Raw genomic sequence first — 22977 nt, 5'->3', positions numbered from 1 at the left:
GCGGCGGGAGAGAGTCTGCCATGAACCGTGTCCCAGACCGGACAGCGGAACCGGCAGCACCGAAACCAAACAGCACTACAGAAAACAGGTGAGTCCTTGAACCCCCAGCCTCCTACCGCCGCCCCGCAGCTGACGCTTTACCGCAACGGGTCCGTTTACAGTGCGGCAGATCCCTTCGCCACAGCAATGCTGGTGGAGGCGGACACAGTGGCGTGGGTCGGTTCCGAACACGCTGCCACCTCCCTCCAGGATTCACGCATGACCGTGGTGGATCTGCAGGGTGCCCTTATCACTCCCGGGTTCGTGGACGCCCACGCCCATGTCACCGAGACCGGAGCTGCGCTTTCCTCGCTCGACCTCACGCGCGCCGCTTCGCTGGCCGAACTCCTGGACCTGGTGGCCCAGGCCGCCGAAGGTACGGAGGGGCTCATTACGGGGTATGGATGGGACGAGTCGGCATGGCCCGAACGCCGGGTACCTACGGCGGCGGAACTCGACGCCGCCTCGGGCCACCGGCCGGTCTATCTGGCCCGCACCGACGTGCACTGCGCCGTGGTTTCCGGAACTTTGGCCGCCAACCTGAAACTGGCGGAGTACGACGGCTGGGACAACGGGTTTGTGGTGCGCGCAGCCCACACGCTGGCCCGCACCGCTTCCCGGTCCCTGGATCTGGCCCAGCGCTCCCGCTACCAGCAGGCTGCCCTGAAGCACGCCGCCGGGCAGGGCATCATCGCGGTAACGGAAATGGCAGCACCGCACATTTCTCCGGTTGAGGACCTGCGCCAGCTGATGGGTCTGGAGGGTTCGCTGGGTGAGTCCCCGCTCCCGCAGATTCTTCCTTACTGGGGGCAGCTGGTTCAGACCGAGGCGGAACTTGCCGAGGTCACGGCTCCCTTTGAGGGCCGCCTGATCGGGTTGGCGGGCGACTTGAACATGGACGGTTCCCTGGGCGCCCGTACGGCAGCCCTGCGCGCACCGTACACGGATGCCCCTGAATCCTGCGGCACCCTGTACCTGAGCGCGGAGCAGGCCGGCCGGCACCTGGAGCTTGCCACCCGCGCACGTCTGCAGGGCGGTTTCCATGTGATTGGCGACGCCGGCCTGGACACGGTCCTGGCCGGGTTGCGGATAGCAGCCGAGGCCGTGGGCGAGGAGCACATCCGGGCCGCTCATCACCGCATGGAACACTTGGAGCTGGCCGACGACGACGCCGTCGCCGAACTGGTGCGCTTCGGGGCCGTAGCCAGCATGCAGCCGGGTTTTGACAGCGCGTGGGGCGGCAGCGGCGGTCTCTACGAGCAGCGGCTGGGGGAGCGGGCCGGTTCCATGAACCGGTATGCGTCCCTGCTCTCAGCGGGCGTGATGGTGGCCCTGGGCTCCGATTCGCCGGTAATCCCCATGACGCCGTGGTCCGCCGTCCGTGCCGCTGTCTCTCATTCCAATCCTGCGGAGCGGATTTCCGCCCGTGCAGCTTTCATCGGCCACACGCGTGCCGGCTGGCGCGCTGCCGGCGCCGGAAACTTCATGCTGGGCCAGCTCGCTCCCGGCGCTCCCGCCTCCTACGCGGTCTGGGAAGTCGAGGAACTGATGGTGCAGACGCCCGATGCCAAGGGCGCCGCGTGGAGCACCGACCCCCGGGCCGGGACCCCGCTGCTTCCCGCGCTGGACACCGGTCACGAACCCCGCTGCCTGCTCACCGTTCACGACGGCACCGAACTGTACCGGGCGGTAGGTTTCTGAGCGGGGCCGGCACAAAAGCGCTGGACGTTTTGCCCGCCTGACCTGCAAAGACGAGTAAAGGCCCTAGTCAGAGGCTTGTTGACACATTCCCGACAGCACGTAGGCTAGGGGAATCGCAGGCGGTCTTCGGGACACCGAATCCGCTGCGCCGGAAAGAATCAGCACATCGCACGCTGAGCCGAGTGAGTACTCGGCGGCAAACGCCAGGTACGAACGCGGTATCAGGTTTGCAGTGCGCACCAGGGGCAGGCTTGACCGTCAGTAGAAAACAGTTCCGGCTTCGGCCGGTTCTGGCCCGAAGGCGGAAGGGCCTGCTCTTGTGTGTGCGCAGCTCTTGTGGGCGTGACGAGTGCTGGTTTCCGTGACTGCTGTGCACAGCGTCTGTGTACGGCGGTGTACACGGTGTACGCAGTGTACGGGGGGAAGATGTGACGGGCACGGCATCGAAGCTGGACGCCGTGCAAGAGCCGCTCCCATATACTGGGAAGTCTTGCCGGGGTACCCACCCCACGGGCTGCGCCTGAGCAGCCATCCCCAATGAAAGGCGAATGCGTGCGCGTCCTGACCATCATCCCGACCTACAACGAGATCGAATCCCTCCCCAAGACGCTTCAGCGGCTGCGGGCGGCGGTGCCCGACTCGGATGTACTGATCGCGGACGATAACAGCCCGGACGGCACCGGTGCGTACGCTGACGAGATTGCCGCCGCCGATCCCCGCGTTCATGTGCTGCACCGCAAAGGCAAGGAAGGGCTGGGAGCAGCCTATATTGCCGGATTCCGCTGGGGTCTGGAGCGGGACTACGACGTCCTGGTGGAGATGGACGCGGACGGCTCCCACAAGCCCGAGCAGCTGCCCCTGCTCCTGGAAGCAGCCGAAGCAGGAGCGGATCTGGTCATTGGGTCCCGGTGGGTGGCCGGCGGATCCGTCGTCAACTGGCCGCTGCACCGAAAGATCCTGTCCAGGGGCGGCAGCCTGTACTCCCGCCTGATGCTGGGCATCGGCGTCCGCGACATCACGGCCGGTTACCGTGCATTCCAGCGCGCCACGCTCGAGAAGCTGGACCTCAGCGCCGTTGAATCCGTGGGCTACGGATTCCAGGTCGACATGACCTTCCGCGTGGCCCGCCTCGGCCTCACTATCCGTGAAGTGCCCATTACCTTCGTCGAGCGGGAATTCGGCGCCTCGAAGATGAGCGGCAACATCGTGTTCGAAGCGATGGCCAACGTCACCAAGTGGGGACTGAACGCCCGCTGGAAGAAGCTGACGCGCCGGGGCTAACCACGGCTGCAGATCACTACTGCGCCAAGCACTACCCGCGCCAAGCACAAAGGAGGGCGGCTGCCGTACGGCAGCCGCCCTCCTTTGTCGTGCCCGCCCGCTTGCCGCGCTCCCCGGACGGGGGAGCGCCGAAGCGTTGAGCGGTATTGCTTGGAGGCCGAAATTACTTGGAGGCCGAAGTGCGCTCTCCGCGTCGTTCACGCAGGATGGTCAAACGGTCCTGCAGGATTGTCTCGAGCTCTTCGATGCTGCGGCGTTCCAGCAGCATGTCCCAGTGCGTGCGCACCGGCTTGTCGTTGCTGGTGTCCGGCTTTTCGCCGTCAACCAGGAGGGCTTCCTTGCCGGTCTTGGATACCCAAACCGGAGGAACGTCGGCCTCGGCGGCGAATGTCACGAAGACCCGTTCGCCGTCCTCGCAGCGGTATTCCACCCGCTGGCGGGGAGCCGGTTCGACACCGGATTCAGTCTCCATGCTCTGCGCGCCGAGGCGCATACCCCGCAGGCTGCGATCGCTCATCTTTTCTCCCTCTTCAGTCCGAAGGATCCCTGGGGGACCCATCTGTAGTGCTGGTGGTGCCGTTCCGCTCCGGCACCGTCACGTTTTGCTGCCGGCCGGTTCGGATGCATCAGCTGCATCCGGGCCGTGCGTTCCGTCCCGCCGGCGGTCCACTGATGTAAACGCCGATTCCGCGCCAAATGTTCCAACGCAGGGTCCGCGGCCGGTTTCAGGGGCCGGGCCGGGGGACAGACTCCGGCAAACAACCAATTATACCGGGCACGGACGCCTGCGCTGACCAGTGCTTCCTAGATCTGGGCCTCGGGGGAGTCAGCCAGAGTGGGGGCCGCCGGTGCAGCCGCGGCTGCGGGGGCGGAACCCTTGGCCGGTACCGATCCGTTGCCGGTTGGCGTCCCGGAAGAGCTGCCGTTGGCCGACGGCATATCGGGCGCGAAATTCCCCAGGGCACTTCCGACACCCTTGAGGGCTTCACCGAGTTCGCTGGGAATGATCCACAGCTTGTTCGACGTGCCTTCGGCCAGCTTCGGAAGCGTCTGGAGGTACTGGTACGCCAGCAGTTTCTGGTCCGGGTTGCCCTTGTGGATCGCCTCAAACACCTTGGCAATCGCCTGGGACTCACCGTCGGCGCGGAGGATGTCAGCCTTGGCGTCACCCTCGGCGGCGAGGATGGCTGCCTGGCGGCGGCCTTCGGCGTTCAGGATCTGGGCCTGCTTTGTTCCTTCAGCCGTCAGGATGGTTGCACGGCGTTCACGCTCGGCACGCATCTGCTTCTCCATAGAATCCTGGATCGACAGGGGCGGCTCAATAGCCTTGAGCTCCACGCGGGAGACGCGGATGCCCCAGCGGCCGGTGGCCTCGTCCAGGACTCCGCGCAGCTGGCCGTTGATGCGGTCACGGGAAGTCAGTGCTTCCTCGAGGTTCAACCCGCCCACCACGTTTCGCAGAGTGGTGGTGGTCAGCTGCTCCACGGCGTGGATGTAGTTCGCAATTTCGTAGGTGGCGGCACGGGGGTCGGTGACCTGGAAGTAGACCACAGTGTCGATGGAAACCACGAGGCTGTCTTCGGTAATCACCTGCTGCGGAGGGAAGGAGACCACCTGTTCGCGAAGGTCCAGCAACGGCAGCAGCCGGTCCACAAATGGAATGAGGATGGTCAGGCCCGGGTTGAGCGTGCGCTGGTACTTACCCAGCCGTTCGACGACGCCCGCGCGTGCCTGTGGAATGATCTTGACCGATTTCACCAGGATGACCAGGACAAAAATTATCAGGACAGCCAGAATGATGATGAGGCCGGTAGCTCCGGAACTCATATTCCCCCTTCAGGTTTTGGCGGGTCCGTCCGGACTCCGCCGTGTTCTCTTCCGGCGGCAGTCTGCCCCCGGATGGTGTTTCGCCGTCGCCGGCGGTGGTTCTGTTGAGCGGCGCACCGGTCCGGCGGCGGTTGTGCTCAGCGCTGGCCGCCGCCCTGCCCGTCCGTCCGCCCGTCAGAAGGGTGCTGGTCCGGGGAATGCGCACCGTTAGGTGCGGGAACGACGACGGCGGTGGCGCCCTCGATGCGCGTCACCAGAACCGGTGCGCCGGCGGTGAGGCTGGAGCCGTCCGGCGTCCGCGCCGTCCAGATGTCGCCGTTGATCTTCACGGTTCCCGTGGTGCCGGACACCGCTTCCAGGGTCAGCGCCGGTGAACCGATCAGCCGCTCGATGTTGGAGCGTTGGTCCCGTGGACCCCGTTCCAGGTGCTTCAGGGCAAGCGGGCGTACAAGCACGATCATGAGCAGTGACACGATGCAGAAGACCACCACCTGCAAAAACAGCGGCGCACCAAAAAGGGCCGCGAGCATGGCCCCGAGGGCCCCCACGGACAGCATTGCGAAGAATAGATCCAGCGTCAGCGTTTCGACGGCGGCCAGTCCCAGGAACAGCACGAGCCAAACGGCCCAGCCGTAGTCGAGCAGCCATTGGTATACGTCCTGCATATTGTCCCCTTCGGCTCCGCCGCAAGGACGGCGGTCGGTTGTGCGGGCGGTGTTGCCCATTCTGCCTGAAAATGAGCCGGTTTTGTCCCTTTGACACCGTTGCTGACTATAACGTTTGGGCGCCGCTTTTAGTGTCCGGCATCATACCCCGTGCCGTCCCCGGAAGTCAGGCAGCGCGGAACAGCTGCAGCGAGAACGCGGCCGTGACCGGAACGGTGCCGGTGATTGCCGCCAGGGCACGGTCGAGCGTTTCCGGATTCACGTGCCGGGCAGACGGTCCCATGAGTGCAGCGTTGCGGATGTCCGCGGCCGAGAGCTGCATGGGATATTCACAGTGCCGGGTGTGCTCCGGGCGGAAATGTGCCGCGAGGGCATCGGTGACCCGGGATTCTTTTTCCCCGCCGATGTCCAGCATCCCGGTCAGGGCACGGATCTCCTTCAGGTGCTCCGGCTGCGGCGTGACGACGGCGAGGAGGCCGTCGCGGTGCAGTACGCGCCGGAACTCGGCGGCATTACGGGGAGCAAACACATTCAGCACCGCGTCCACCGACGCGTCTGCCAGCGGCAGCGGACGCCAGACGTCCCATACCAGGCAGGCGGCTCCGGGGAGTGCCCGGGCTGCGCGCCGCAGCGCGAACTTGGAAATGTCCAGCGCCACGGCAGCGGTGTCCGGCAGTTCCCCGGCGAGGGCCTGCAGGTAGTAGCCGGTGCCGGCACCGGCGTCGAGCACCGTCCGGGCAGCGGGTGCCGCCGCTGCGACCAGCCGCGCCAGCTCCTGCGCCATGGGCAGGTAATGGCCGGCGGCGAGGAAGTCGACCCGTGCCTGCACCATGTCCGCGGTATCGGCCTGGAACTTGGTGCCGCTGCCGGTCAGAAGGTTGAAGTATCCCTGCCGGGCGGCGTCGTACCGGTGGCCCCGGCCGCAGGCGAGAGAGGGGGTGCCCGTTTCGGAGGGGGCCAGGGGGTCGCGGCAGACAGGGCACAGCAGCAGGGTCAGGGGAGCGGGGGGCATCTATCCATCTTAGGCGTGCCGTATCTGCGTCCGGGAATCGCTCCGGTAGTAGGCTCGGTCGGGTGAAACCATGTGATCTGAATCTCCTGCAGTCCGTCTCAGCTCCTACTATCCATCCGGACGGCACGCACGCCGTGGTGTCCGTGACCCGTCCCGACTTTGCCGCCGACGCCTATGTCGGCCAGCTCTGGACCGTCCCGCTTGCCGGCACAGCCGCTCCGCGCCGCCTGACCCTGGGCTTTGCGGACACCCGGCCGCGGTTCTCCCCGGACGGAACGGTCCTGGGGTTTCTGAGGTCCCTGCCCGGCGGCAAGCCGCAGCTGTACGCGGTGCCTGCTGCCGGCGGTGAGCCGGTGCAGCTGACCGGCTCCGCAATGGGAGTGAGCTGGTTCAACTTTTCCCCGGATTCCTCGCAGCTGGTGTTTTCCTCCCGAGTGCCGCAGCACGGGCGGTACGGAACGGTTGACGGCGTGGGTGCCGCTGCCGAGGACCCGAGACTGATCAGCACCTATAAATACCGGGCGAACGGTGCCGGGTACACCGCGGACAAACGTTCACAGGTATTCCTGCTGGACCTGCCGGCGCTGGACGCAGAGCCATGGATCGCTCCCGTAGGCCGGGCCAAAGCTGTGCAGGAGAAGGCTGCCGAAACCGGCGGCGGAAACGGCACGCCGGCGGGCGGGATGGCAGAGGGTGCCCGGGGACAGTTCCCCGAGGCCCGTCAGCTGACCCACGCCGATGCCGACGCCTCGGCTCCCGTCTTTTCCGCCAACGGCAAACAGATCCTGTTCACGGCTGCCCTGCACGCGGGCGCCGACGAGGACCTCGTGTCCGATGTGTATTCGCTTGACCTCACAGCAGGCTCGGCGCCGGAGCGCCTGACGAATACGGACGGCGGGGGTACGCTTGTGGGCGCATCGCTGCCGACACCGAGCATCGACGGCAACTGGCTGTATTTCCTGGGGCAGGAACTGTCCGCTTCCGGAACGGATTTTGTAGCCCGCAACGCAGCGCTCTACGTCCTTCCCGCCGATGCCGCCGGCCCCGTCCGGCGGCTGACCGATCCCGAACTCTTCGACCTGGCGGAAGGCGGCATTGTGCCCGCGGGGGATTCGTCGGTGCTGGTCTTCAACCGCACCCGGGGTTCGGTGGAACTGCTGCAGGTGGATCCCTCCGGCGAGCGGCAGGTGCTCGTCCCGGGACCGCGCGTGGTTCAGGGCGCAGCGGCGGCCGGCGGCGCCGTCGTCGTCAGCTATGCCGACGGCACCACCATGGGCGAGGCTGCCCTGGCGGAGGCCGGCGGGCTGCGGCAGCTGACGGATTTCTCGGCGCCGCTGCGCGCTGAAACCCGTGTGGCCCCGGCGCTCGAGGAAACGCACCCTTCCCGGGACGGCTATCCCGTGCACGGCTGGGTGGTCCTGCCCGAGGGGCCCGGCCCGCACCCGGTGCTGCTGAACATCCACGGCGGCCCGTTCGCCCAGTTCGACTGCGCTTACTTCGACGAGGCACAGGCCTACGCCGCGGCCGGCTACGCCGTGGTGCAGTGCAATCCGCGCGGCTCAGCCGGTTACGGGCAGGAGCACGGCCGGATTATCAAGGAAGCAATGGGAACCAGGGACCTGGACGATGTCCTGTCCTTCCTGGACGGGGTGCTCCAGTCCCATCCCGAGCTCGACGGCGGCCGCCTGGGCGTCATGGGCGGCTCCTACGGCGGTTACCTCAGTGCCTGGACGACGGCGAATGATCACCGGTTCACTGCAGCGATCGTGGAGCGCGGGTTCCTGGATCCGCTGTCCTTTATCGGGTCCGCGGACATCGGCTGGTTCTTCAGCGCCGGATACACCGGAACCGATCAGGACAGGGTCCTCGCCCAGAGCCCGATGGCCCGCGTGGGCGATGTGCGGACACCCACTCTGGTGATCCACTCGGAAGAGGACCTGAGGTGCCCCGTGGAGCAGGCGCAGCGCTACTACACTTCGCTGAAGCAGAACGGTGTTCCGGCTGAACTGCTGCTGTTCCCGGGCGAGAATCACGAGCTGTCGCGGGCAGGAACCCCGTGGCACCGCCGGCAGCGCTTTGAGCACATCCTGCGCTGGTGGGCGCAGTGGCTGCCGACGCCGGCCAACCCGGAAACAAAACCCTAGAAGCCGAGCGCGCGCCGGGCCTCGTCCACCGACGGCGAGGCCCAGCGGTGCAGGTATTCACCGTTGCTGCACAGTGACCGGGTGAGGACCTTGTCCACGTATACGGTGCCGTGCAGGTGATCCGTTTCATGCTGCACAATCCGGGCCTGCCAGCCCTGAAAGCTCCGTTCCACCGATTCGCCGCCCGCGTCGGTGTACTGCAGGGATACAAAGCGGTACCGGGGCACAACACCCTGGTAGCCGTTAAATGACAGGCAGCCTTCGAAGAACTCCGCGGTTTCAGTGCCGATCGGAGTGTAAACGGGATTGACGGCCGTGAAGAACGGCAGGGGATGGCGTTCGCGGACATCGCTGATCTCGGGGTCGGCGTCGAACCGGTCTTCCAGCACCGCGATCTGCAGGGGAATTCCGAGCTGCGGCGCTGCCAGCCCAACCCCCGGCGCGGCGTGCATCACCCGGCGCATCAGCACGATGAAGGCGCTGAGTTCCTCGGGGCTGAGCTGCCCGTCATAGGGGAGTGCCGGCTGGCGGAGCGCCGGATGTCCGAGCTGGACGATCGGCGGCAGTTCCGTCTCCAGGAGGGGCAGGACGAGATCACGGATGCGGGAAGTTTCTGTGGGCACCGCCCCATCCTAATTGCCTTCGGCGGCCCGGTTGTCTCCGGCTGTTTTCAGGCGGCCGGCGGGGCGGTACGCTCAGCCCACCATGACAGAACAACAGCCGTATACGGTGCTGGAAGTTTTTCGGGGGTTCGAGCTGCGACTTTACCCCGCGCATCTCATTGTGCAGGTCACTGTCCATTCGACGCTGGAGGACGCGGGCAGCACCGCGTTCGGCTACCTGTTCGGGTACATCAGCGGACAGAACACGCTGCGGGAGGACGCCTCAGGAGACGGTTTGCCGGGGCCCGGCGGGCTCCCGGCTGTTTCCGCCCGGCGCATTCCGATGACCGCCCCGGTGCTCCTGCAGCCGGAATCCTTAGCCGATGCCTACACCGTGGCGTTTGTGCTGCCCGGGTCGATATCGGCGGCAACCGCGCCCGAACCTGACGATCCGGCCGTATCACTGGTGCCGGTACCGGAGGCCCGGGGTGCTGCTGCAGGTTTTACCGGCCGCTGGACACCCCACAATTATCTGGATCATGCCTGGGCGCTGGGGGAGGCGGTGGCCGCGGCCGGCCTCACCCCCCGGGGCCGGCCGCGGTTTGCACTCTTCGATCCGCCCTATAAGCCGTGGTTTCTCCGCCGGAATGAAGTAGTCCAAACAGTGGACTAAATAAACAGCGGGTTAAACAAACAGCGGGCTGGCTAAACGGCGGCAACGTCAGCGGTGCCGGCAGCTGCAGGCAAAAAGCTGCAGGCAAAAAAATACCGGCTTGGATGCCACGGGTCAGCCGTGACATCCAAACCGGGAGGGCGTCGGGGTGCTTAGCCTTCGCAGTCCACGCAGTATTTGTCGCCGTTCTTTTCCTTGGCGATCTGCGAGCGGTGCCGAACCAGGAAGCAGGACATGCAGGTGAACTCGTCAGCCTGAGCCGGGACAACCTTGATCAGCAGTTCTTCACCGGACAGGTCAGCACCGGGAAGTTCGAAACCGTCGATGGCATCCGTTTCGTCAGCGACGTCCCGAACAGCCGTCATTGCGCCGCCGCGCTGCTGGGCTTTCAGTCCTTCAAGGGAGTCGCTGGGGCGGTCTTCTTCCTTGACGCGCGGAGCATCGTAATCAGTAGCCATGTGAAGTGCTTATCTCCTGAATTTTGGGGGGTTGAGCGTAGATCATATAGGCAGATGGGCCAATTTCACCAACTGGAACCGTGATGGCAAATCTTAGGGCCTGTTTGGCTCCCGGGGAAGTGATCAGCGTCCTATATTTTCAGCAATTTGTGCTCCAGGTCATGGATCTGCAGCACCCGGAGGGGGGTGGGGGGCACAGGTGTAAGGGGTGCTGTCCGGCAGGGTGAGTGTGCGGCGGGGTGAATGCGGCAGTGGAGTGTGCGCGTCCGGCAGCGGATTATGTCAGCTGGCGGAATCGTCGGATTCCAGCCGCCGGCTACGTTATGACAAGCAGCGGCGGAGGGTCCAGTCGACGCCAGGAGGCCTTCGGCACTGCATCAATGGTTATGTCAACAAGGGGAAGTGTGCCGCACATAGAGCTGTTCGGCTCCCGGGGGACGTTATGTCAACTGTTTCGCTCGATGGCACGGAAGGGGTTCGGGCTGCCGCGCGTGCAACCTGTGTGTGCCTGTCGGGCCGCCGGCGCGCATGCCGTTTCCCGGGCCCGGCGAAGGCGGCTGGAGAGCTGCCCGCCGAAGAGCTGGACGGCGGAGAATAAAAGTACCGAAAATGCAGGGGATTGGTGCAAATGTCAGAACACGTGACGAGGCCATGAAGACCCCTTTCGGCAGCCCTGCCTATATCGCCGATAATCTACATTATGTCAAGTAATGCTGAGAAGGGGCTCCCCTGCGCCGGTCCCTGCAGGAGCTGCCCGCTGCCTGGAAATGGAGCGGCTTAGTATCCTGCAATGTCAGTCAAAGGCTCAAGCCCAACTTTGAACGCTAGGTCCGGCGAAGGTGCTCCCGAAGGCCGGGAATGGCAAAGTCCAGCAGCCCCCGGCCGGCCGGCTGGACCAGCCCGGCATCTATGAGGCGGGCGCGATAGTTGCCGATGGTGTTCTTCTGGTTCCCGAGCCGCTGTCCGATGTCGGCGGTTGTCGACGGGCCGTCGTCCTCGGCCATGGCCCGCAGAAAGTCGAGGTCCTTGGGTGAGGCAGTGGAAAGTGCGGCACCTATGACAACCCGGGTATTCCTCCGGTGGGCTGCGGCGAGAGCCAGCTCAACGGTCTCTTCGGTCAGGGGGCCGTCCGTGACCTCGGCCAGCTGCCACAGGTGGTAGCCGATGAGCTGGATGAGGAAGGGGTATCCCCCGGTGGACACCGCGGCGGCGCGAACCAGTCCGGGTTCCAGCGAATGCGTGAGTCCGGTGAAGGTCTCCCGATAGGATGCCTCCACTTCATCGACGGCCGCTGCATGCAGGTCGATCCGGTCCGCGCGACGGAGGAAGGTGGCTACTCCTTCATTGAGCAGGTCGGAGACGGCGGCCGGCAGGCCGGCGAAAACCAGCGCGATGGGCAAGCCTTCCCGGATGAAGTGCTGCACGGAAGCAGCCAGCTGCGCCAGTTCATCCCGGTCGGCGCCGTGGATCTCATCCAGGGTGATTGCCAGGCCGGTTCCCCGCTCTTCCAGCAGGTCCAGGAGATGCTCACCCACCTGGCGCCATCCCGACTGCTGCTCGGGCGGGAGTTCGGTGGTCAGGGAGAAGCCTGCCGCGCTGATCCCGGTGATCCTGCGCCCGGGCGGCCCGCCGCCCAGTTCCTCGGCATGCGCGCGCATGGACTCTCCGATCCGGCCGAGGAAGCCGCGTGTGGCCGTCTCCGAGACGACAACCCAGCCCTGGCCGCGCGCCGCATCCTCCGCTTCGCCCAGCATGACCGTCTTGCCGATCCCCCGGGCGCCGGTGAAGATGGTCAGGAGCCCCGGCGCGCCGGAGCGGATGCGCAGCCCGTAGGCAAACTCATCCAAAAGCCCCGCGCGGCCGATAAGCTGCGGCGGTTCAGCTCCCGCTGTGGGGCGAAACGGATTCCTTGCCGGATCAGGTGCCACTACGTCCTCCTGTGAACTCTTGTGTACACAGTGTACTTAGGTGAACCCACGCCCGGTGAACCTGTTTCCGGCGGTCTTATGGGGCTGATCTCATTCGGCGGACGCCTGAAATCCTTCGCAGCTTTGACCATGCGGACCCGTGAAGGCGTACGGAATGCCGTTCTGCGCCAGCACTGTTCTGCCGCCGGCGCTGCAGGGAAGCAGTGTGCTGATTTCCGGAAGCACCTGCTCCCCCTCATTGCTGATCCAGATGACGTCCAGGGACCGCACCAGATCGATGAACTGCCGCCGGCGCTCCGGCTCGAGGTAGACCAGCACGGCGCTGTGAAAGACGACAACGGCGGCGTCCGCAGGGGCTTCGGCAACCAGCCGCGGCAATTCGTCCACGATGTCGCCGCGGACCAGCCGGGGCGGATCTGCCGCAACGACGCCGGCAGCCGCGCGCAGGCGCTCCCGCCGGGCATCGTGTTCCGGCCAGACGAGGGTTTCGAGCCACCGGGCATCTGCGCGGTCCTGCAGGTCCAGAGGATTCAGGTCGATGCCGGCACGCGAGACAACTTCCGGCAGCCGTGAGGGCAGCGGCATGCTTTCCAGGAAGCACGGCAGCTCGACGGCGCCGGGACCGTCCTTTGGGTGGAGTACGAACTCCCCTGCCGCGCTCCGGTACCGGTAGCTGTAACGGTCCGGATACAGGCAGAGCCCCGCTGATGCTCCCGCTTCTATCAGCGCCACCGGCCCCTCGATCCGGCTGAGGAGCGGCAGGAGGACCGCGCACCTGCCGGCTTCATTCGTCTGGGTCATCCGCGACCTGGCGATCGCTTCGACCCTGCCCCAGTTATCCGCAAGCCAGCGGAGAAAATCAGCGGAGGAACCCAAGGGTGCACCGGCAGAGCGGGCTGCGGCGAATATCAGGTTGGGCTGGCGTTTGGCCCGCGGGAGCGAAGCGATGAGTTCCAGCACCTCGTGGTCTTCGGCGACAGACGCCGCCCAGTCGGCGTAGATCGGTGAGGTGGGCTGCGCTTCAAGGCGGGCAAACCGCTGATAACTCTCCGCTGTGGCGTGGGTCATGGCTCCACTGTAGCCATCTGCCCTCCCGCTGCCCCGACTATCCTTCCCTGTCCCTGAACTGTTTCCGCGGCTGCTCCGCCAGTTTTTATCCCGGTGTCGATATCCAGCCGCCCCGATCGGCGGGATAGTAGAAGACGCACCGGGCGTCCTCACATCCACCAAAGGAGCAGGCCATGCAGTACATGTTCATCATGCGTTCCACCGATGAGGCCAAGGAAGCTTTCAAGGGTATGCCCATGGAAGAGGTGATCAACCAAATGGGCGCCTACAACGAATCAATGATCAACGCCGGGGTGCTGCTGGCAGGTGAGGGGCTGGCCGACGTCACCCGCGACAGCGGCTTCGTGGTCGATTTTGCGGAGGAGCCGCCCCTGATTACCGACGGCCCGTACGGAGAAACCCACGAGCTGTTCAACGGGTTCTGGATCATCCAGGCGGCCTCGCAGGAGGAAGCTGCAGGGTGGGCGGTCCGCTGCCCGCTGGGACCGGGGTCGAAGCTGGAGGTGCGCCGAGTGACGGACGCCGGCGACTTCGCCGATTTTGTGGACAACGAATACATCCAAAAAGAAGAGGGATGGCGCGATGCCGAAGGCGGGTTCCGGGCGGACAACCCGTAGCGGCTGCGGTGCCGGGTCTCGGAGCAGTGCCGTGACACAACCTGACGCCGTGACACAACCTGACGCCGTGACACAACCTGACGCCGTGACACAACCTGGCGGTGCGCTTCCGGTCCGCGGCGGGGCTGCCCTCGCCCGCGCAGATACCCTCGGACGGGTCCGGGGAACTACGGGATCCGGGCAGCCATCACGCAGTGCCATGCCTGTGCCCCAGCCCGGTAGGGCAGCATCACCAGGCCTGAGGAGGGGCGGCTACTGCAGGCTGGTGGCCTCCTCTTCTGCGGTATGGGAAAGGCCGACGGCGGGCGGACGGTCACAGGTGCTCGAAACCTGCACCGAGCGGCCGGCTTCAGCGGACGTTAGGACCGCTTCCATGACCTCCAGTACGTGGAACCCCAGTTCTCCGCTGGCCCGCGGCAACTCGCCTGCCGGGGTCCGGGCAAGGTCCTGCAGCCCGATCCCCCGTGAGGCGCCGGTGTAGCCGGCGGATACCGGCAGGGTCTCCCAGTCCTCGCCGTCGAGCGCGCGGAGTTGGACGTCGCCGTCGAACCGGTTGGGGTCGGGAACCGTCAGCGAGCCCGTTTCACCATGGATTTCGATGTTCGCGGAGCGGGTGGCAACGGCATCAAAACTCATCACTAGCGTCGACAGTGCGCCGGATTTGTGGGTCAGGACGCCGGTGACATGGGTGGGGGTACTGACCGGGATTACTTCGCCGGCACGGGATCCGGAACCGATGGTCCGAGTACTGCGCGTGCTGCTGGCCGCCCCGATCACCGACGTAACGGGTCCGAGCAGCGTGACCAGGGCGGAGACGTAGTACGGTCCCATGTCCAGCAGCGGTCCGCCGCCCGGGACATAGTAGAAGTCGGGGTTCGGATGCCACCGCTCGTGGCCCGGCGTGACCATGGTGGCCGTGGCGGAGACGGGTGTGCCGATGAGCCCGTCATCGATGGCTTTGCGGGCGGTCTGGATGCCGGTGCCCAGCACGGTATCCGGTGCCGACCCCAGAACCAGTCCCGCGGCTTCCGCCGCGGCCAGCATGGTCTGCCCCTCCGCGGTGCTGGCCGCCAGCGGCTTTTCGCCGTACACATGCTTACCGGCCGCGAGGGCCTTGAGCGCGATTTCGGCGTGCGCGGCAGGGATGGTGAGGTTCAGGACCAGGTCAACCCCGTCGTCGGCCAGGAGCTCGTCCACCGTGAGGGCACGAACCCCGGGATACGCGGCGGCCACGGCACGCGCCCGGTCCATGTCCAGATCCGCGACGGCGGCAAGCGTCACCGCGTCCAGTCCGGGGAACGTCTCCAGGTAGGCTGCGCTGATGTTTCCGCAGCCCACCATCCCGATGCGCAGTACTTCGGAAGGTGCGGTTTTCAGCGGCTCGCCCACAGCATGCCCCTTTCGATGATGGTGGTGACATTCGGATCCTGCAGGATGTCCACGGAGTGCCCGGGCGTGGCAACGAAGATTCGCCCTTCCCCCCATTGACGGGTCCACACGGCAGGGCAGGTGACGGGGCGCTGCCAGGCGTCCCATTCCCGCGCGGGAAGGGTGGTGGTAGCCAGGACGTCTATGTAGTCGTCAGCCAGCACCCAGTACTGTTCCGTGCGCAGGTTGAAGTCGGTGATTCCGGCGGTAATGGGATGGTCGGCAGCGGCCGGAAGCATATTTACGGTGTAGTCGATGAAGTTATCCGAGGCATCACCGATCCGCTCCTGGGGGTGCTTGCCCGGGTGGCAGGCGAACTGTCCGCCGATCAGGTGCAGGTAATCAGAATTGTTGCGGTAGGAATCCGCAATGCCGCCGTGCCAGCCGGCCATTCCGGTGCCGGCTTCGATGGCGGCCCGCAGGCCCTCGAACTCCTCCCGCTCAATGGTGTTCATGGTGTTGCACTGGACGATCAGGTCGACGCCGGCCATGTAATCTGCGTCGGCGTAGACCTTGGGTGATTCCTCGATCCGGACGTCAAACCCGCTGGCCCGCAGATGAGGCAGGAAGAGATCGGTGGCTTCGACGGGCTGGTGCCCGTCCCAGCCGCCCCGGACAACGAGTGCCTGGCGTGTGGTGCTCATGGGGTTCCTTTACTTGGTTGCAAAAGCTGAGTCGAAGGCGGCGTCCGGCGGAGTAATTTGTGCCAGCGATCTCACCAGTGCCAGGGCACCGGGACCGCCGACCAGCCGGTCCATGCCGGCGTCTTCCCATTCGACGCTGGTGGGGCCGTCGTAGCCGATGGCGTTCAGCATCCGGAAGATCCGCTCCCACGGGACATCGCCGTGACCGGCGGTGACAAAGTCCCAGCCGCGGCGCGGATCGCCCCACGGCAGGTGCGACCCGAGGCGGCCGTTGCGGCCGTCCAGCTGCTTGACCGATTCCTTGACATGGACGTGGTAGATCCGGTCCTGGAAGTCGTACAGGAAAGCGGCCGGATCGAGGTCCTGCCAGATGAAGTGCGAGGGGTCAAAGTTCAGCCCGAACCCTTCGCGGTGACCGATTGCTTCCAGGGTGCGCTTCGCCGTCCAGTAGTCGTAGGCGATCTCGGACGGGTGGACTTCAAGTGCAAAACGCACCCCCACTTCGTCGAAGACGTCGATGATGGGGTTCCACCGGTCGGCGAAATCCTGGTAGCCGCGTTCGATCATGCCCTCCGGAACGGGCGGGAACATGGCCACCGTCTTCCAGATAGCCGAGCCGGTGAAACCGGTGACGGTTTTTACGCCAAGCCGGGCCGCTGCGCGGGCGGTCATTTTCAGCTCCTCGGCCGCACGGGTGCGGACGCCCTCGGGATCGCCGTCGCCCCAGACCCGGGTGGAGACTATCCCCTGGTGCCGTTCATCAATGGGGTCGTCGCAGACGGCCTGCCCGTTAAGGTGGTTGGAAATCGCATAGACCGAAAGGTTGTTGCGCTTGAGGATGTCCAGCCGGTCCTGCAGATACTCGTCGTCCTCCACCGCCCGCCACACATCCAAGTGGTCGCCCCAGCAGGCGATTTCCAGGCCGTCGTAGCCCCACTCTCCGGCGAGCCGGGCGACTTCTTCGAAGGGAAGGTCGGCCCACTGGCCGGTGAACAACGTAATTGGGCGGGTCATCGAATCTCCTCTGCTGCGGTTGTGAATGCTCTTGCTGCCGGGGCCGGGCCCGTGTCGACGGGCGTCCAGCGGCTCTCGTCTGCTGCGCTCTCCTCGACGGCACCGAGGACACGCTGCACCTGAAGGGCGTCGGCGAACGACGGCGTGGGCTGGCTTCCGGCCGCCAGTGCCGTGACAAGGTCCACGACCTGGTGCGTAAATCCGTGCTCATAACCCAGCCCGTGCCCGGTGGGCCACCAATTGCCCGTGTAGGGGTGCTCGGGTTCGGTGACCATAATCCGGTGGAATCCCTGCTCGCCGCTGCGGTCGGCGGCGTCGTAGAACTGCAGGAAGTTCATGTCTTCGAAGTCGAAGGCGAGGGAGCCACGGGTTCCGTTCACTTCCAGCCGCATCGCGTTTTTGCGGCCCAGTGCGGCACGGGTGGCTTCGAAGACGCCGATTGGTCCGCCGTCGAACCGGGCACTGAAGATGGCAGCGTCGTCCACGGTCACATCGCCCATTTCCTGGTCCGTTCCGGTGTCCCCATGGCCGCCGAGGCCGACAAAATCCCCGCCGACCGGACGGCGTCGGGTGAAGGTTTCGAGCAGGGCGGAGACGCCGGTGATCTGCTGTCCGGTGACGAATTGAGCTGCATCAATGATGTGGGCGCCAATATCTCCCAGGGCGCCGGATCCGGAGATGCTGCGGTCAAGACGCCAGGTCATCGGCGCGTTCTCGTCCGAGAGCCAGTCCTGCAGGTACTGGGCACGCACCTGGCGGATCTTGCCCAGCCGGCCGTCGTCGACCATCCGTTTGGCCAGCGCCAGCGCGGGCGTGCGGCGGTAGGAGTACCCGCACATGGCAAACACTCCGTTCCGTGCCGCCTCGTGGGCTGCCTCCGCCATTTCTTCGGCTTCGGCAACAGTGTTGGCCAGCGGTTTTTCGCAGAGGACGTGTTTTCCAGCGCGCAGCGCGGCGATGGCAATTTCGGCGTGGGTATTGCCGGGCGAGCAGATGTCAATGAGATCTATGTCGTCGCGTTCGATCAGTGCCCGCCAGTCCGTCTCGGTGGAGGACCATCCCATCTTCCGGGCCGCCTCCCCCACTGCCGCGGCGTTGCGGCCGGCAAGAGCCGTCAGCTCGGGGGTCAGCGGAAGGTCGAAAAACCTGTGGGCGCTGCGCCATGCGTGTGAATGGGCGGCGCCCATAAAGGCGTACCCGACCATCCCGATCCGAAGCGGGGTGGTTTCTGCCTGCGGCATTGAAATTCCTTTCATTGGTAAAGCCTGGTGCTATTTGCTGAATCCGGCGGTAAGTCCGCTGAGCAGCTGCCGGCGGCCGATGATGTACAGCACGAGGATCGGCAGGGTGGTCAGGACCACCGAGGCCAGGACCGCCGGAATGTTGACGCTGTACTGGCCCTGGAAGGTCCACAGCGCCAGGGGCAGGACGCGCAGGTCCGGGCTCTGCGTGAGGATCAGCGGCAGCAGGAAGCCGTTCCAGACGCCAAGTGCGTTGTAGATGCCGACCGTGACGATGGCGGGTTTGGTCAGCGGAAGTGCCAGCCGCCACATAGTCTGCCACTCGCTGCAGCCGTCCAGGCGCATCGACTCGAACAATTCATTCGGCACGTCGCGGATGAAGTTCGACAGGATCAGGACGGTGAGAGGGATGGAGAAGGCAATGGAGGGAAGGACCAGTGCCAGGAGGCTGTCGTAGAGGTTCAGGCGGATGATCATCAGGTAAATCGGGATGATCGTGGCCTGCAGCGGGATGGCCAGGCCCAGCAGGAACAACCCGTTGGAGAACCTCAAAAAACGGCTGTTGCCGCGCACGATGGCAAAGGAAGCCATGAAAGATATCGCCACGGCGGGAATGACGGTGCCGAGGGTGATGATCGCGCTGTTCATGAAGTACTTGGCGAAGTCCGCCTCGAGCACCATCCGGTAGTTCTCCAGGGTGGGAGAAGCGGGAATGGCGAGGGGGTTCTGGGAGAAGTAACCGGCCGAGGTTTTCAGGCTGGTGATCACCACGTAGTAGACCGGGATGATGATAATGGCGAGCCAGATCCACCCTGCGAGTCCGCCGGCGTAGTTCAGCTTCTTCCACCGCTGTCCCCGGCGTGAGCGTGTCCCTGCGGCAGATGCGGCGGGAGGATCCGTCCTCTTGGTTGCTGTTGCAGTCATGTCACATGCCTTCCAGTTGGCTGCTGCTGGAGCCCTTGCCGCCCAGACGCTGCAGGGCCAGTGCCAGGGCCAGTCCGATCAGGACCAGGATCACGGCGAGGACGCTGGCCGGACCCATGAGGTTGGCACGGAAGCCGGTGAGGTACATGTCCAGGGCCAGGATGCGGGTTGAGTTGCCCGGGCCGCCGGCGGTCAGTACGAAGATGAGGTCGAAGTAGGTCAGGGATCCGACCACCATCAGGGTGGAGGAGGTGATGATCGTGTACTTCAGCTGGGGAAGGGTGATGTGGAAAAACTGCTTGACCTTGCCGGCGCCGTCGATCTCCGCTGCCTCGTAGAGGGACTTCGGTATCTGCCGCACGCCGCCTTGGTAGATCAATGTGTGGAAAGGCACGAACTGCCAGGCGATGACGAAGATCACCACAAAGAGCACCAGCTGGGGGTGTCCCAGCCAGTCCTGGGCAAGGGCGGGCAGGTTCAGGCCCTCGGCCAGTCCGAAGTTCGGATCCAGCAGTGCCTTAAAGGCAATGGCGATGGCGGCCGAAGACAGCAGCAGCGGCAGGAAGTACAGGACAGCGAGGAGGGCCCGGTACCGCTGGCTTCCGGCGGTAAAGACGCCCAGCAGGATACTGAGCGGCGTCTGAACCAGCCACGAGACGATCATGATGAGGAACGTCAGCCTCAGGGCGTTGTGCATCACGGGATCGCCCAGCACCGAGAGCCAGTTGCCGACGCCGGCCAGCGAGATGGCGCCGATGCCGTCCCAGTTCGCAAAACTCAGGACAAACACGCCGACCAGGGGAACAACGGCGAAGACCACAAAGAAGAACAGTGCGGGAATGACCAGCCACCAGAGGCTTCCGGTCTTGCCGCGGCTGGAACTCTGCCCCGGGGATTTGGTACCGCCGGCCGCGGCGGGGAGCGCGGCCGGCGGGACGGCTGCGATCATTTGCCCAGCGTCGCATTCATATTGGACGCGAACTGCTCAGGCGTAATGGACAGCAGGAACAACTGGTCGATGTTGCTCAGGAGCGCTTCGGCCGCGGTGGGGCTCAGGGCCTGGTCCCACGACTGCTGGAAGTTCGGTGCGTTCTTGGTCATCTCGTACTGGAAGCTCAGGAAGTCCTTGTCTGCGGACTGCGCCAGCTTGTCTTCGATGCCCGTGACGATCGGAACCGATCCGGACTTGATGTAGGCGTCAATTTCCTCGTCGGTGAGCAGGCCGTCCTTGAAGAATTTCTTGGCCGCTTCCTTTTCGGAGTCGGATGCCTTCGAAGAGATGGACTGGTAGCCGGCGGGGTTTCCCACGGTGTTGGCCGGATCGCCGGCTCCCCCGTCGACGGTGGGAAAGTTGATCCAGCCGAGCTTGCCGTCCTCGACAAAGCCGGCGCCGTCGTTCTTCATACCGGCGTAGGTCCAGCCGCCGTGAAGCATCATGGCAGCCTTGTTGGTGTACAGCAGGGCCTGGTCCGCATTGCTGTCGGCGGTGATGGAGGTGAACCCCTTGATGAAGCCGTCGGCCTTGACGAGGTCCTGGATCATGGTGTTGGCCTGGAGTGCAGCAGGCTGCGACCAGGAATCGGGCTCGCCGTTGTAGATGGCTGTAAAGACCTCGGGGCCGCCCACCCGGTCGTAGAGGTATTCGAGCCACATCATGGAGGTCCAGCGGGACTGTCCGCCCAGGGACAGCGGAGCTACGCCCATGTCGTTGAAGGTTTTTGTCAGGGCCATCAGGTCGTCCCAGGTTGCGGGCGGTTCGGCACCGGCCTGGTCGAAGAGCTCCTTGTTGTAGTAGAAGATAATCGGCGTCACGGTCTGCGTGGGGATCGCGTAGATCTTGCCGTCAACGGTTGCCGCGCCGAACGTCGACTCCAGCAGGCGGTCCTTCACATCGGAGTTTTCCTCGAACCACGAGGTCAGGTCATCAACCTGCCCGGCCTCGGCATAGGTGCGCAGCGTTCCGCCGCCCCAGCCGTAGATGATGGTCGGCGCCTGGCCGGCGCCGATGGCCGTCTTGATCTTCGTCTTGTACGCGTCGTTCTGGAAGAAGGTCGGCTTGATCTGCATGTCCGAGTTGGCCTCGTTGAAGGCGTCTATGGTGTCCTGCCGGATACCCTCGTCCGGCTGGCCGCTCAGGGCCCAGATGCTGGCTCCCCCGGCCGATGTGTCCCCCGGACCCGACGAGCCGCAGGCAGTCAGGGTGTAGGCGGCAACGGGTGCAAGCACCGCCAATGAGAGGAACGACCGACGGGAAGTAGACTTCTTTTCCATTCTTATCTCCATTGAAAAGAGCCGCATTGCTGCGGCGAGGGATTCGCTCGCCCATCCGGGGCAGGGAAAGTTTCGAAAGTTTTCGAAATAACTTCGGTGCTGCAATGAAAAGTACTGTGAGTTGCATCACTCGTCAAGTGTTTTTCTTACTCTATTGCCGCACCCTTGACCAGCGGCGCAGGTATCCGGCACACTTCAGAAATCGAAATATTTTCGCAAAGGAGCGTGGCAGTGAATCCGGGCCAAAAGGTCAAACCCACGCTAGCCAGCGTCGCCGAGCTTGCCGGGGTCTCCGTTCCGACGGTTTCCAAAGTCATCAACGGGCGCGACGACGTCGCCGAGTCAACCCGCGGGCGGGTACAGCTTGCCCTCGCCCGGCTGGGATATGAGTCCCCCGTCCAGCGCAGGCTCCGCACCAGCGCACCGGCCCTGGTTGACCTGGTCTTTGACGGTTTGAACACCTCGTACTCGCTGGCGATCCTCATGGGCATCACCAACTGTGCCTCCACTGAAAACGTCGAGGTGGTGCTCAGTACTGTCACCCCGGGAAAACTCAAGAGCACCAACCACCTGGAATGGTCCTCCCGGCTTGCCGACTCGGGAAGGCGGGGGCTGATTCTCGTAACCTCGGAAGTGACCACCGATCAGCTCGAAGCATTTGCCCGGCGCAACATCCCCGTAGTCGTTATTGATCCGCTGAACCCGCCGCCGTCGGGGTTCGTCAGCATCGGCGCCACCAACTGGGCCGGCGGCAAGGCCGCCGTGGAGCACCTGATCGAACTCGGCCACCGGCGGATCGGTTTTATCGGCGGCCCTGATGCCGCCGAGTGCAGCATGGCCCGGCTCCACGGCTATCTGGCCGCGCTGCGGGCCAACGGCATCGACATCCGCAATGAGTACATCCGCAGCGGCAACTTCAACCTCCCGTCCGGAGTCCGGGGTGCGTCCGCGCTGCTGTCTCTGGCTGAGCCGCCCACGGCCATTTTTGCGGCCAGTGACCTGACGGCGCTCGGTGTGCTGGACGAGGCGCGCCGCCGGGGCCTTCGCGTTCCGGATGATTTGAGCCTGGTGGGGTTTGACGGAACGGACCTTGCCGAGCAGTCGGTGCCACGGCTGACGTCGGTCAGCCAGCCGCTGCAGGAAATGGGGCGTTCGGCGCTGCGCAGCGTCCTGCGCCTGGCCAACGGCGAACAGCTGGAATCCCTTCACGTTGAGTTCGCCACCGCACTCGTCGTGCGCGATTCCACCGCTCCCCCGGCTTCCGCCTCCTGACTTTCCCGCCTGGTCCCGGGATTCGGGGACGCCGGACCCAGGTCTTCCGGAAGTGTTACTTCGCTGTCCGGGTTCGGCGATATCCACTCCGAGGAAACCTTTCCTGCGCCGGTGTGAATTTCTCCGCGGATGTGAACGTGGTGACAGCGAAGTAACAAATGGTTAGCG

At 65.0% G+C, this 22977-nt stretch carries 21 protein-coding genes; 6 read left to right on the top strand and 15 right to left on the bottom strand.

The window, feature by feature from the left end; genetic code table 11:
- Positions 1-96 precede the first annotated feature (96 nt).
- Together WKB88_RS03365 and WKB88_RS03360 are read left to right on the top strand one after the other, a co-directional pair.
- Positions 97-1740 (top strand): amidohydrolase, encoded by a 1644-nt coding sequence (locus WKB88_RS03365; RefSeq protein WP_341393127.1) that lies wholly within the window; start codon positions 97-99, stop codon positions 1738-1740.
- A 552-nt stretch (positions 1741-2292) separates the two neighbouring features.
- Entirely contained in the window at positions 2293-3021 is a 729-nt protein-coding gene (locus WKB88_RS03360) for a polyprenol monophosphomannose synthase (protein WP_341393126.1), read from the top strand.
- Between the two features lie 163 nt (positions 3022-3184).
- Here the strand turns inward: WKB88_RS03360 and WKB88_RS03355 are convergent, their stop codons facing one another.
- The 4 genes from WKB88_RS03355 to WKB88_RS03340 all read right to left on the bottom strand — a co-directional run bounded on the left by WKB88_RS03355 (position 3185) and on the right by WKB88_RS03340 (position 6525).
- Positions 3185-3538 (bottom strand): RNA polymerase-binding protein RbpA, encoded by a 354-nt coding sequence (locus WKB88_RS03355; RefSeq protein WP_104054264.1) that lies wholly within the window; start codon positions 3536-3538, stop codon positions 3185-3187.
- A 287-nt stretch (positions 3539-3825) separates the two neighbouring features.
- Entirely contained in the window at positions 3826-4848 is a 1023-nt protein-coding gene (locus WKB88_RS03350; protein WP_341393125.1) for an SPFH domain-containing protein, read from the bottom strand.
- A 137-nt stretch (positions 4849-4985) separates the two neighbouring features.
- Positions 4986-5513 carry an NfeD family protein gene (locus WKB88_RS03345; RefSeq protein WP_341393124.1) on the bottom strand — a complete coding sequence of 176 codons (528 nt, stop codon included), beginning with the start codon at positions 5511-5513 and terminating at the stop codon, positions 4986-4988.
- A 166-nt stretch (positions 5514-5679) separates the two neighbouring features.
- On the bottom strand, positions 5680-6525 hold the full coding sequence (locus WKB88_RS03340; RefSeq protein WP_341393123.1) for a methyltransferase domain-containing protein: 846 nt from the start codon (positions 6523-6525) through the stop codon (positions 5680-5682).
- A 62-nt stretch (positions 6526-6587) separates the two neighbouring features.
- Here WKB88_RS03340 and WKB88_RS03335 point away from each other — a divergent pair, with 62 nt between their 5' ends.
- Entirely contained in the window at positions 6588-8669 is a 2082-nt protein-coding gene (locus WKB88_RS03335) for a S9 family peptidase (RefSeq protein ID WP_341393122.1), read from the top strand.
- Here the strand turns inward: WKB88_RS03335 and WKB88_RS03330 are convergent.
- Positions 8666-9292 carry a peptide deformylase gene (locus WKB88_RS03330; RefSeq protein ID WP_341393121.1) on the bottom strand — a complete coding sequence of 209 codons (627 nt, stop codon included), beginning with the start codon at positions 9290-9292 and terminating at the stop codon, positions 8666-8668. The genes WKB88_RS03335 and WKB88_RS03330 overlap by 4 nt on opposite strands.
- Positions 9293-9374: 82 nt before the next feature.
- Here WKB88_RS03330 and WKB88_RS03325 point away from each other — a divergent pair, with 82 nt between their 5' ends.
- Positions 9375-9944, top strand: a complete 570-nt coding sequence (locus WKB88_RS03325) for an SOUL family heme-binding protein (RefSeq protein ID WP_341393120.1) — start codon at positions 9375-9377, stop codon at positions 9942-9944.
- Between the two features lie 152 nt (positions 9945-10096).
- Here WKB88_RS03325 and WKB88_RS03320 read toward each other — a convergent pair whose 3' ends face one another.
- The 3 genes from WKB88_RS03320 to WKB88_RS03310 all read right to left on the bottom strand — a co-directional run bounded on the left by WKB88_RS03320 (position 10097) and on the right by WKB88_RS03310 (position 13398).
- Entirely contained in the window at positions 10097-10402 is a 306-nt protein-coding gene (locus WKB88_RS03320; protein ID WP_104054271.1) for a DUF4193 domain-containing protein, read from the bottom strand.
- Positions 10403-11226: 824 nt separating this feature from the next.
- Positions 11227-12330: an AAA family ATPase gene (locus WKB88_RS03315; protein ID WP_341393118.1), complete on the bottom strand. Its 1104-nt coding sequence runs from the start codon at positions 12328-12330 to the stop codon at positions 11227-11229.
- 90 nt (positions 12331-12420) lie between these two features.
- Positions 12421-13398, bottom strand: coding sequence for a DUF2332 domain-containing protein (locus tag WKB88_RS03310; RefSeq protein ID WP_341393117.1), 978 nt, complete (start codon positions 13396-13398; stop codon positions 12421-12423).
- A 173-nt stretch (positions 13399-13571) separates the two neighbouring features.
- Between WKB88_RS03310 and WKB88_RS03305 the strand changes: the two genes are divergently transcribed.
- Positions 13572-14015 carry a YciI family protein gene (locus tag WKB88_RS03305; protein WP_341393116.1) on the top strand — a complete coding sequence of 148 codons (444 nt, stop codon included), beginning with the start codon at positions 13572-13574 and terminating at the stop codon, positions 14013-14015.
- A 252-nt stretch (positions 14016-14267) separates the two neighbouring features.
- Here the strand turns inward: WKB88_RS03305 and WKB88_RS03300 are convergent, their stop codons facing one another.
- The 7 genes from WKB88_RS03300 to WKB88_RS03270 are packed head-to-tail and all read right to left on the bottom strand — an operon-like array spanning position 14268 to position 21537.
- Positions 14268-15356: a Gfo/Idh/MocA family protein gene (locus WKB88_RS03300; RefSeq protein WP_341393211.1), complete on the bottom strand. Its 1089-nt coding sequence runs from the start codon at positions 15354-15356 to the stop codon at positions 14268-14270.
- Between the two features lie 32 nt (positions 15357-15388).
- Positions 15389-16087, bottom strand: coding sequence for a ThuA domain-containing protein (locus WKB88_RS03295; RefSeq protein WP_341393115.1), 699 nt, complete (start codon positions 16085-16087; stop codon positions 15389-15391).
- A 9-nt stretch (positions 16088-16096) separates the two neighbouring features.
- Entirely contained in the window at positions 16097-17101 is a 1005-nt protein-coding gene (locus WKB88_RS03290) for a sugar phosphate isomerase/epimerase family protein (RefSeq protein WP_341393114.1), read from the bottom strand.
- Positions 17098-18342 carry a Gfo/Idh/MocA family protein gene (locus tag WKB88_RS03285; RefSeq protein WP_341393113.1) on the bottom strand — a complete coding sequence of 415 codons (1245 nt, stop codon included), beginning with the start codon at positions 18340-18342 and terminating at the stop codon, positions 17098-17100. Before WKB88_RS03285 ends, WKB88_RS03290 begins: the two co-directional genes overlap by 4 nt.
- Positions 18343-18372: 30 nt before the next feature.
- Positions 18373-19266 carry a carbohydrate ABC transporter permease gene (locus tag WKB88_RS03280; RefSeq protein ID WP_341393112.1) on the bottom strand — a complete coding sequence of 298 codons (894 nt, stop codon included), beginning with the start codon at positions 19264-19266 and terminating at the stop codon, positions 18373-18375.
- A 1-nt stretch (position 19267) separates the two neighbouring features.
- Positions 19268-20215 (bottom strand): carbohydrate ABC transporter permease, encoded by a 948-nt coding sequence (locus tag WKB88_RS03275; RefSeq protein ID WP_341393111.1) that lies wholly within the window; start codon positions 20213-20215, stop codon positions 19268-19270.
- A complete protein-coding gene (locus tag WKB88_RS03270; protein ID WP_341393110.1) occupies positions 20212-21537 on the bottom strand; it encodes an ABC transporter substrate-binding protein in 1326 nt (441 codons plus the stop codon). Before WKB88_RS03270 ends, WKB88_RS03275 begins: the two co-directional genes overlap by 4 nt.
- A gap of 225 nt (positions 21538-21762) precedes the next feature.
- Between WKB88_RS03270 and WKB88_RS03265 the strand changes: the two genes are divergently transcribed.
- Positions 21763-22809 (top strand): LacI family DNA-binding transcriptional regulator, encoded by a 1047-nt coding sequence (locus tag WKB88_RS03265; protein WP_341393109.1) that lies wholly within the window; start codon positions 21763-21765, stop codon positions 22807-22809.
- The last annotated feature ends 168 nt before the right edge of the window (positions 22810-22977 follow it).

This window comes from Arthrobacter sp. G119Y2 (assembly GCF_038069765.1).
In the GTDB taxonomy this organism is placed as follows: domain Bacteria; phylum Actinomycetota; class Actinomycetes; order Actinomycetales; family Micrococcaceae; genus Arthrobacter_B.
The sequence above is the reverse complement of the archived record's forward strand: the minus strand, read 5'-3'. Positions and strand labels throughout refer to the sequence as shown.

Coding starts and splice junctions, on each gene's coding strand:
- WKB88_RS03290 (WP_341393114.1), bottom strand. CDS start 17,101: ATGACCCGCCCAATTACGTTGTTCACCGGCCAGTGGGCCGACCTTCCC.
- WKB88_RS03275 (WP_341393111.1), bottom strand. CDS start 20,215: ATGATCGCAGCCGTCCCGCCGGCCGCGCTCCCCGCCGCGGCCGGCGGT.
- WKB88_RS03295 (WP_341393115.1), bottom strand. CDS start 16,087: ATGAGCACCACACGCCAGGCACTCGTTGTCCGGGGCGGCTGGGACGGG.
- WKB88_RS03305 (WP_341393116.1), top strand. CDS start 13,572: ATGCAGTACATGTTCATCATGCGTTCCACCGATGAGGCCAAGGAAGCT.
- WKB88_RS03320 (WP_104054271.1), bottom strand. CDS start 10,402: ATGGCTACTGATTACGATGCTCCGCGCGTCAAGGAAGAAGACCGCCCC.
- WKB88_RS03355 (WP_104054264.1), bottom strand. CDS start 3,538: ATGAGCGATCGCAGCCTGCGGGGTATGCGCCTCGGCGCGCAGAGCATG.
- WKB88_RS03345 (WP_341393124.1), bottom strand. CDS start 5,513: ATGCAGGACGTATACCAATGGCTGCTCGACTACGGCTGGGCCGTTTGG.
- WKB88_RS03300 (WP_341393211.1), bottom strand. CDS start 15,356: ATGGTGGGCTGCGGAAACATCAGCGCAGCCTACCTGGAGACGTTCCCC.
- WKB88_RS03350 (WP_341393125.1), bottom strand. CDS start 4,848: ATGAGTTCCGGAGCTACCGGCCTCATCATCATTCTGGCTGTCCTGATA.
- WKB88_RS03280 (WP_341393112.1), bottom strand. CDS start 19,266: ATGACTGCAACAGCAACCAAGAGGACGGATCCTCCCGCCGCATCTGCC.
- WKB88_RS03325 (WP_341393120.1), top strand. CDS start 9,375: ATGACAGAACAACAGCCGTATACGGTGCTGGAAGTTTTTCGGGGGTTC.
- WKB88_RS03285 (WP_341393113.1), bottom strand. CDS start 18,342: ATGCCGCAGGCAGAAACCACCCCGCTTCGGATCGGGATGGTCGGGTAC.
- WKB88_RS03310 (WP_341393117.1), bottom strand. CDS start 13,398: ATGACCCACGCCACAGCGGAGAGTTATCAGCGGTTTGCCCGCCTTGAA.
- WKB88_RS03340 (WP_341393123.1), bottom strand. CDS start 6,525: ATGCCCCCCGCTCCCCTGACCCTGCTGCTGTGCCCTGTCTGCCGCGAC.
- WKB88_RS03270 (WP_341393110.1), bottom strand. CDS start 21,537: ATGGAAAAGAAGTCTACTTCCCGTCGGTCGTTCCTCTCATTGGCGGTG.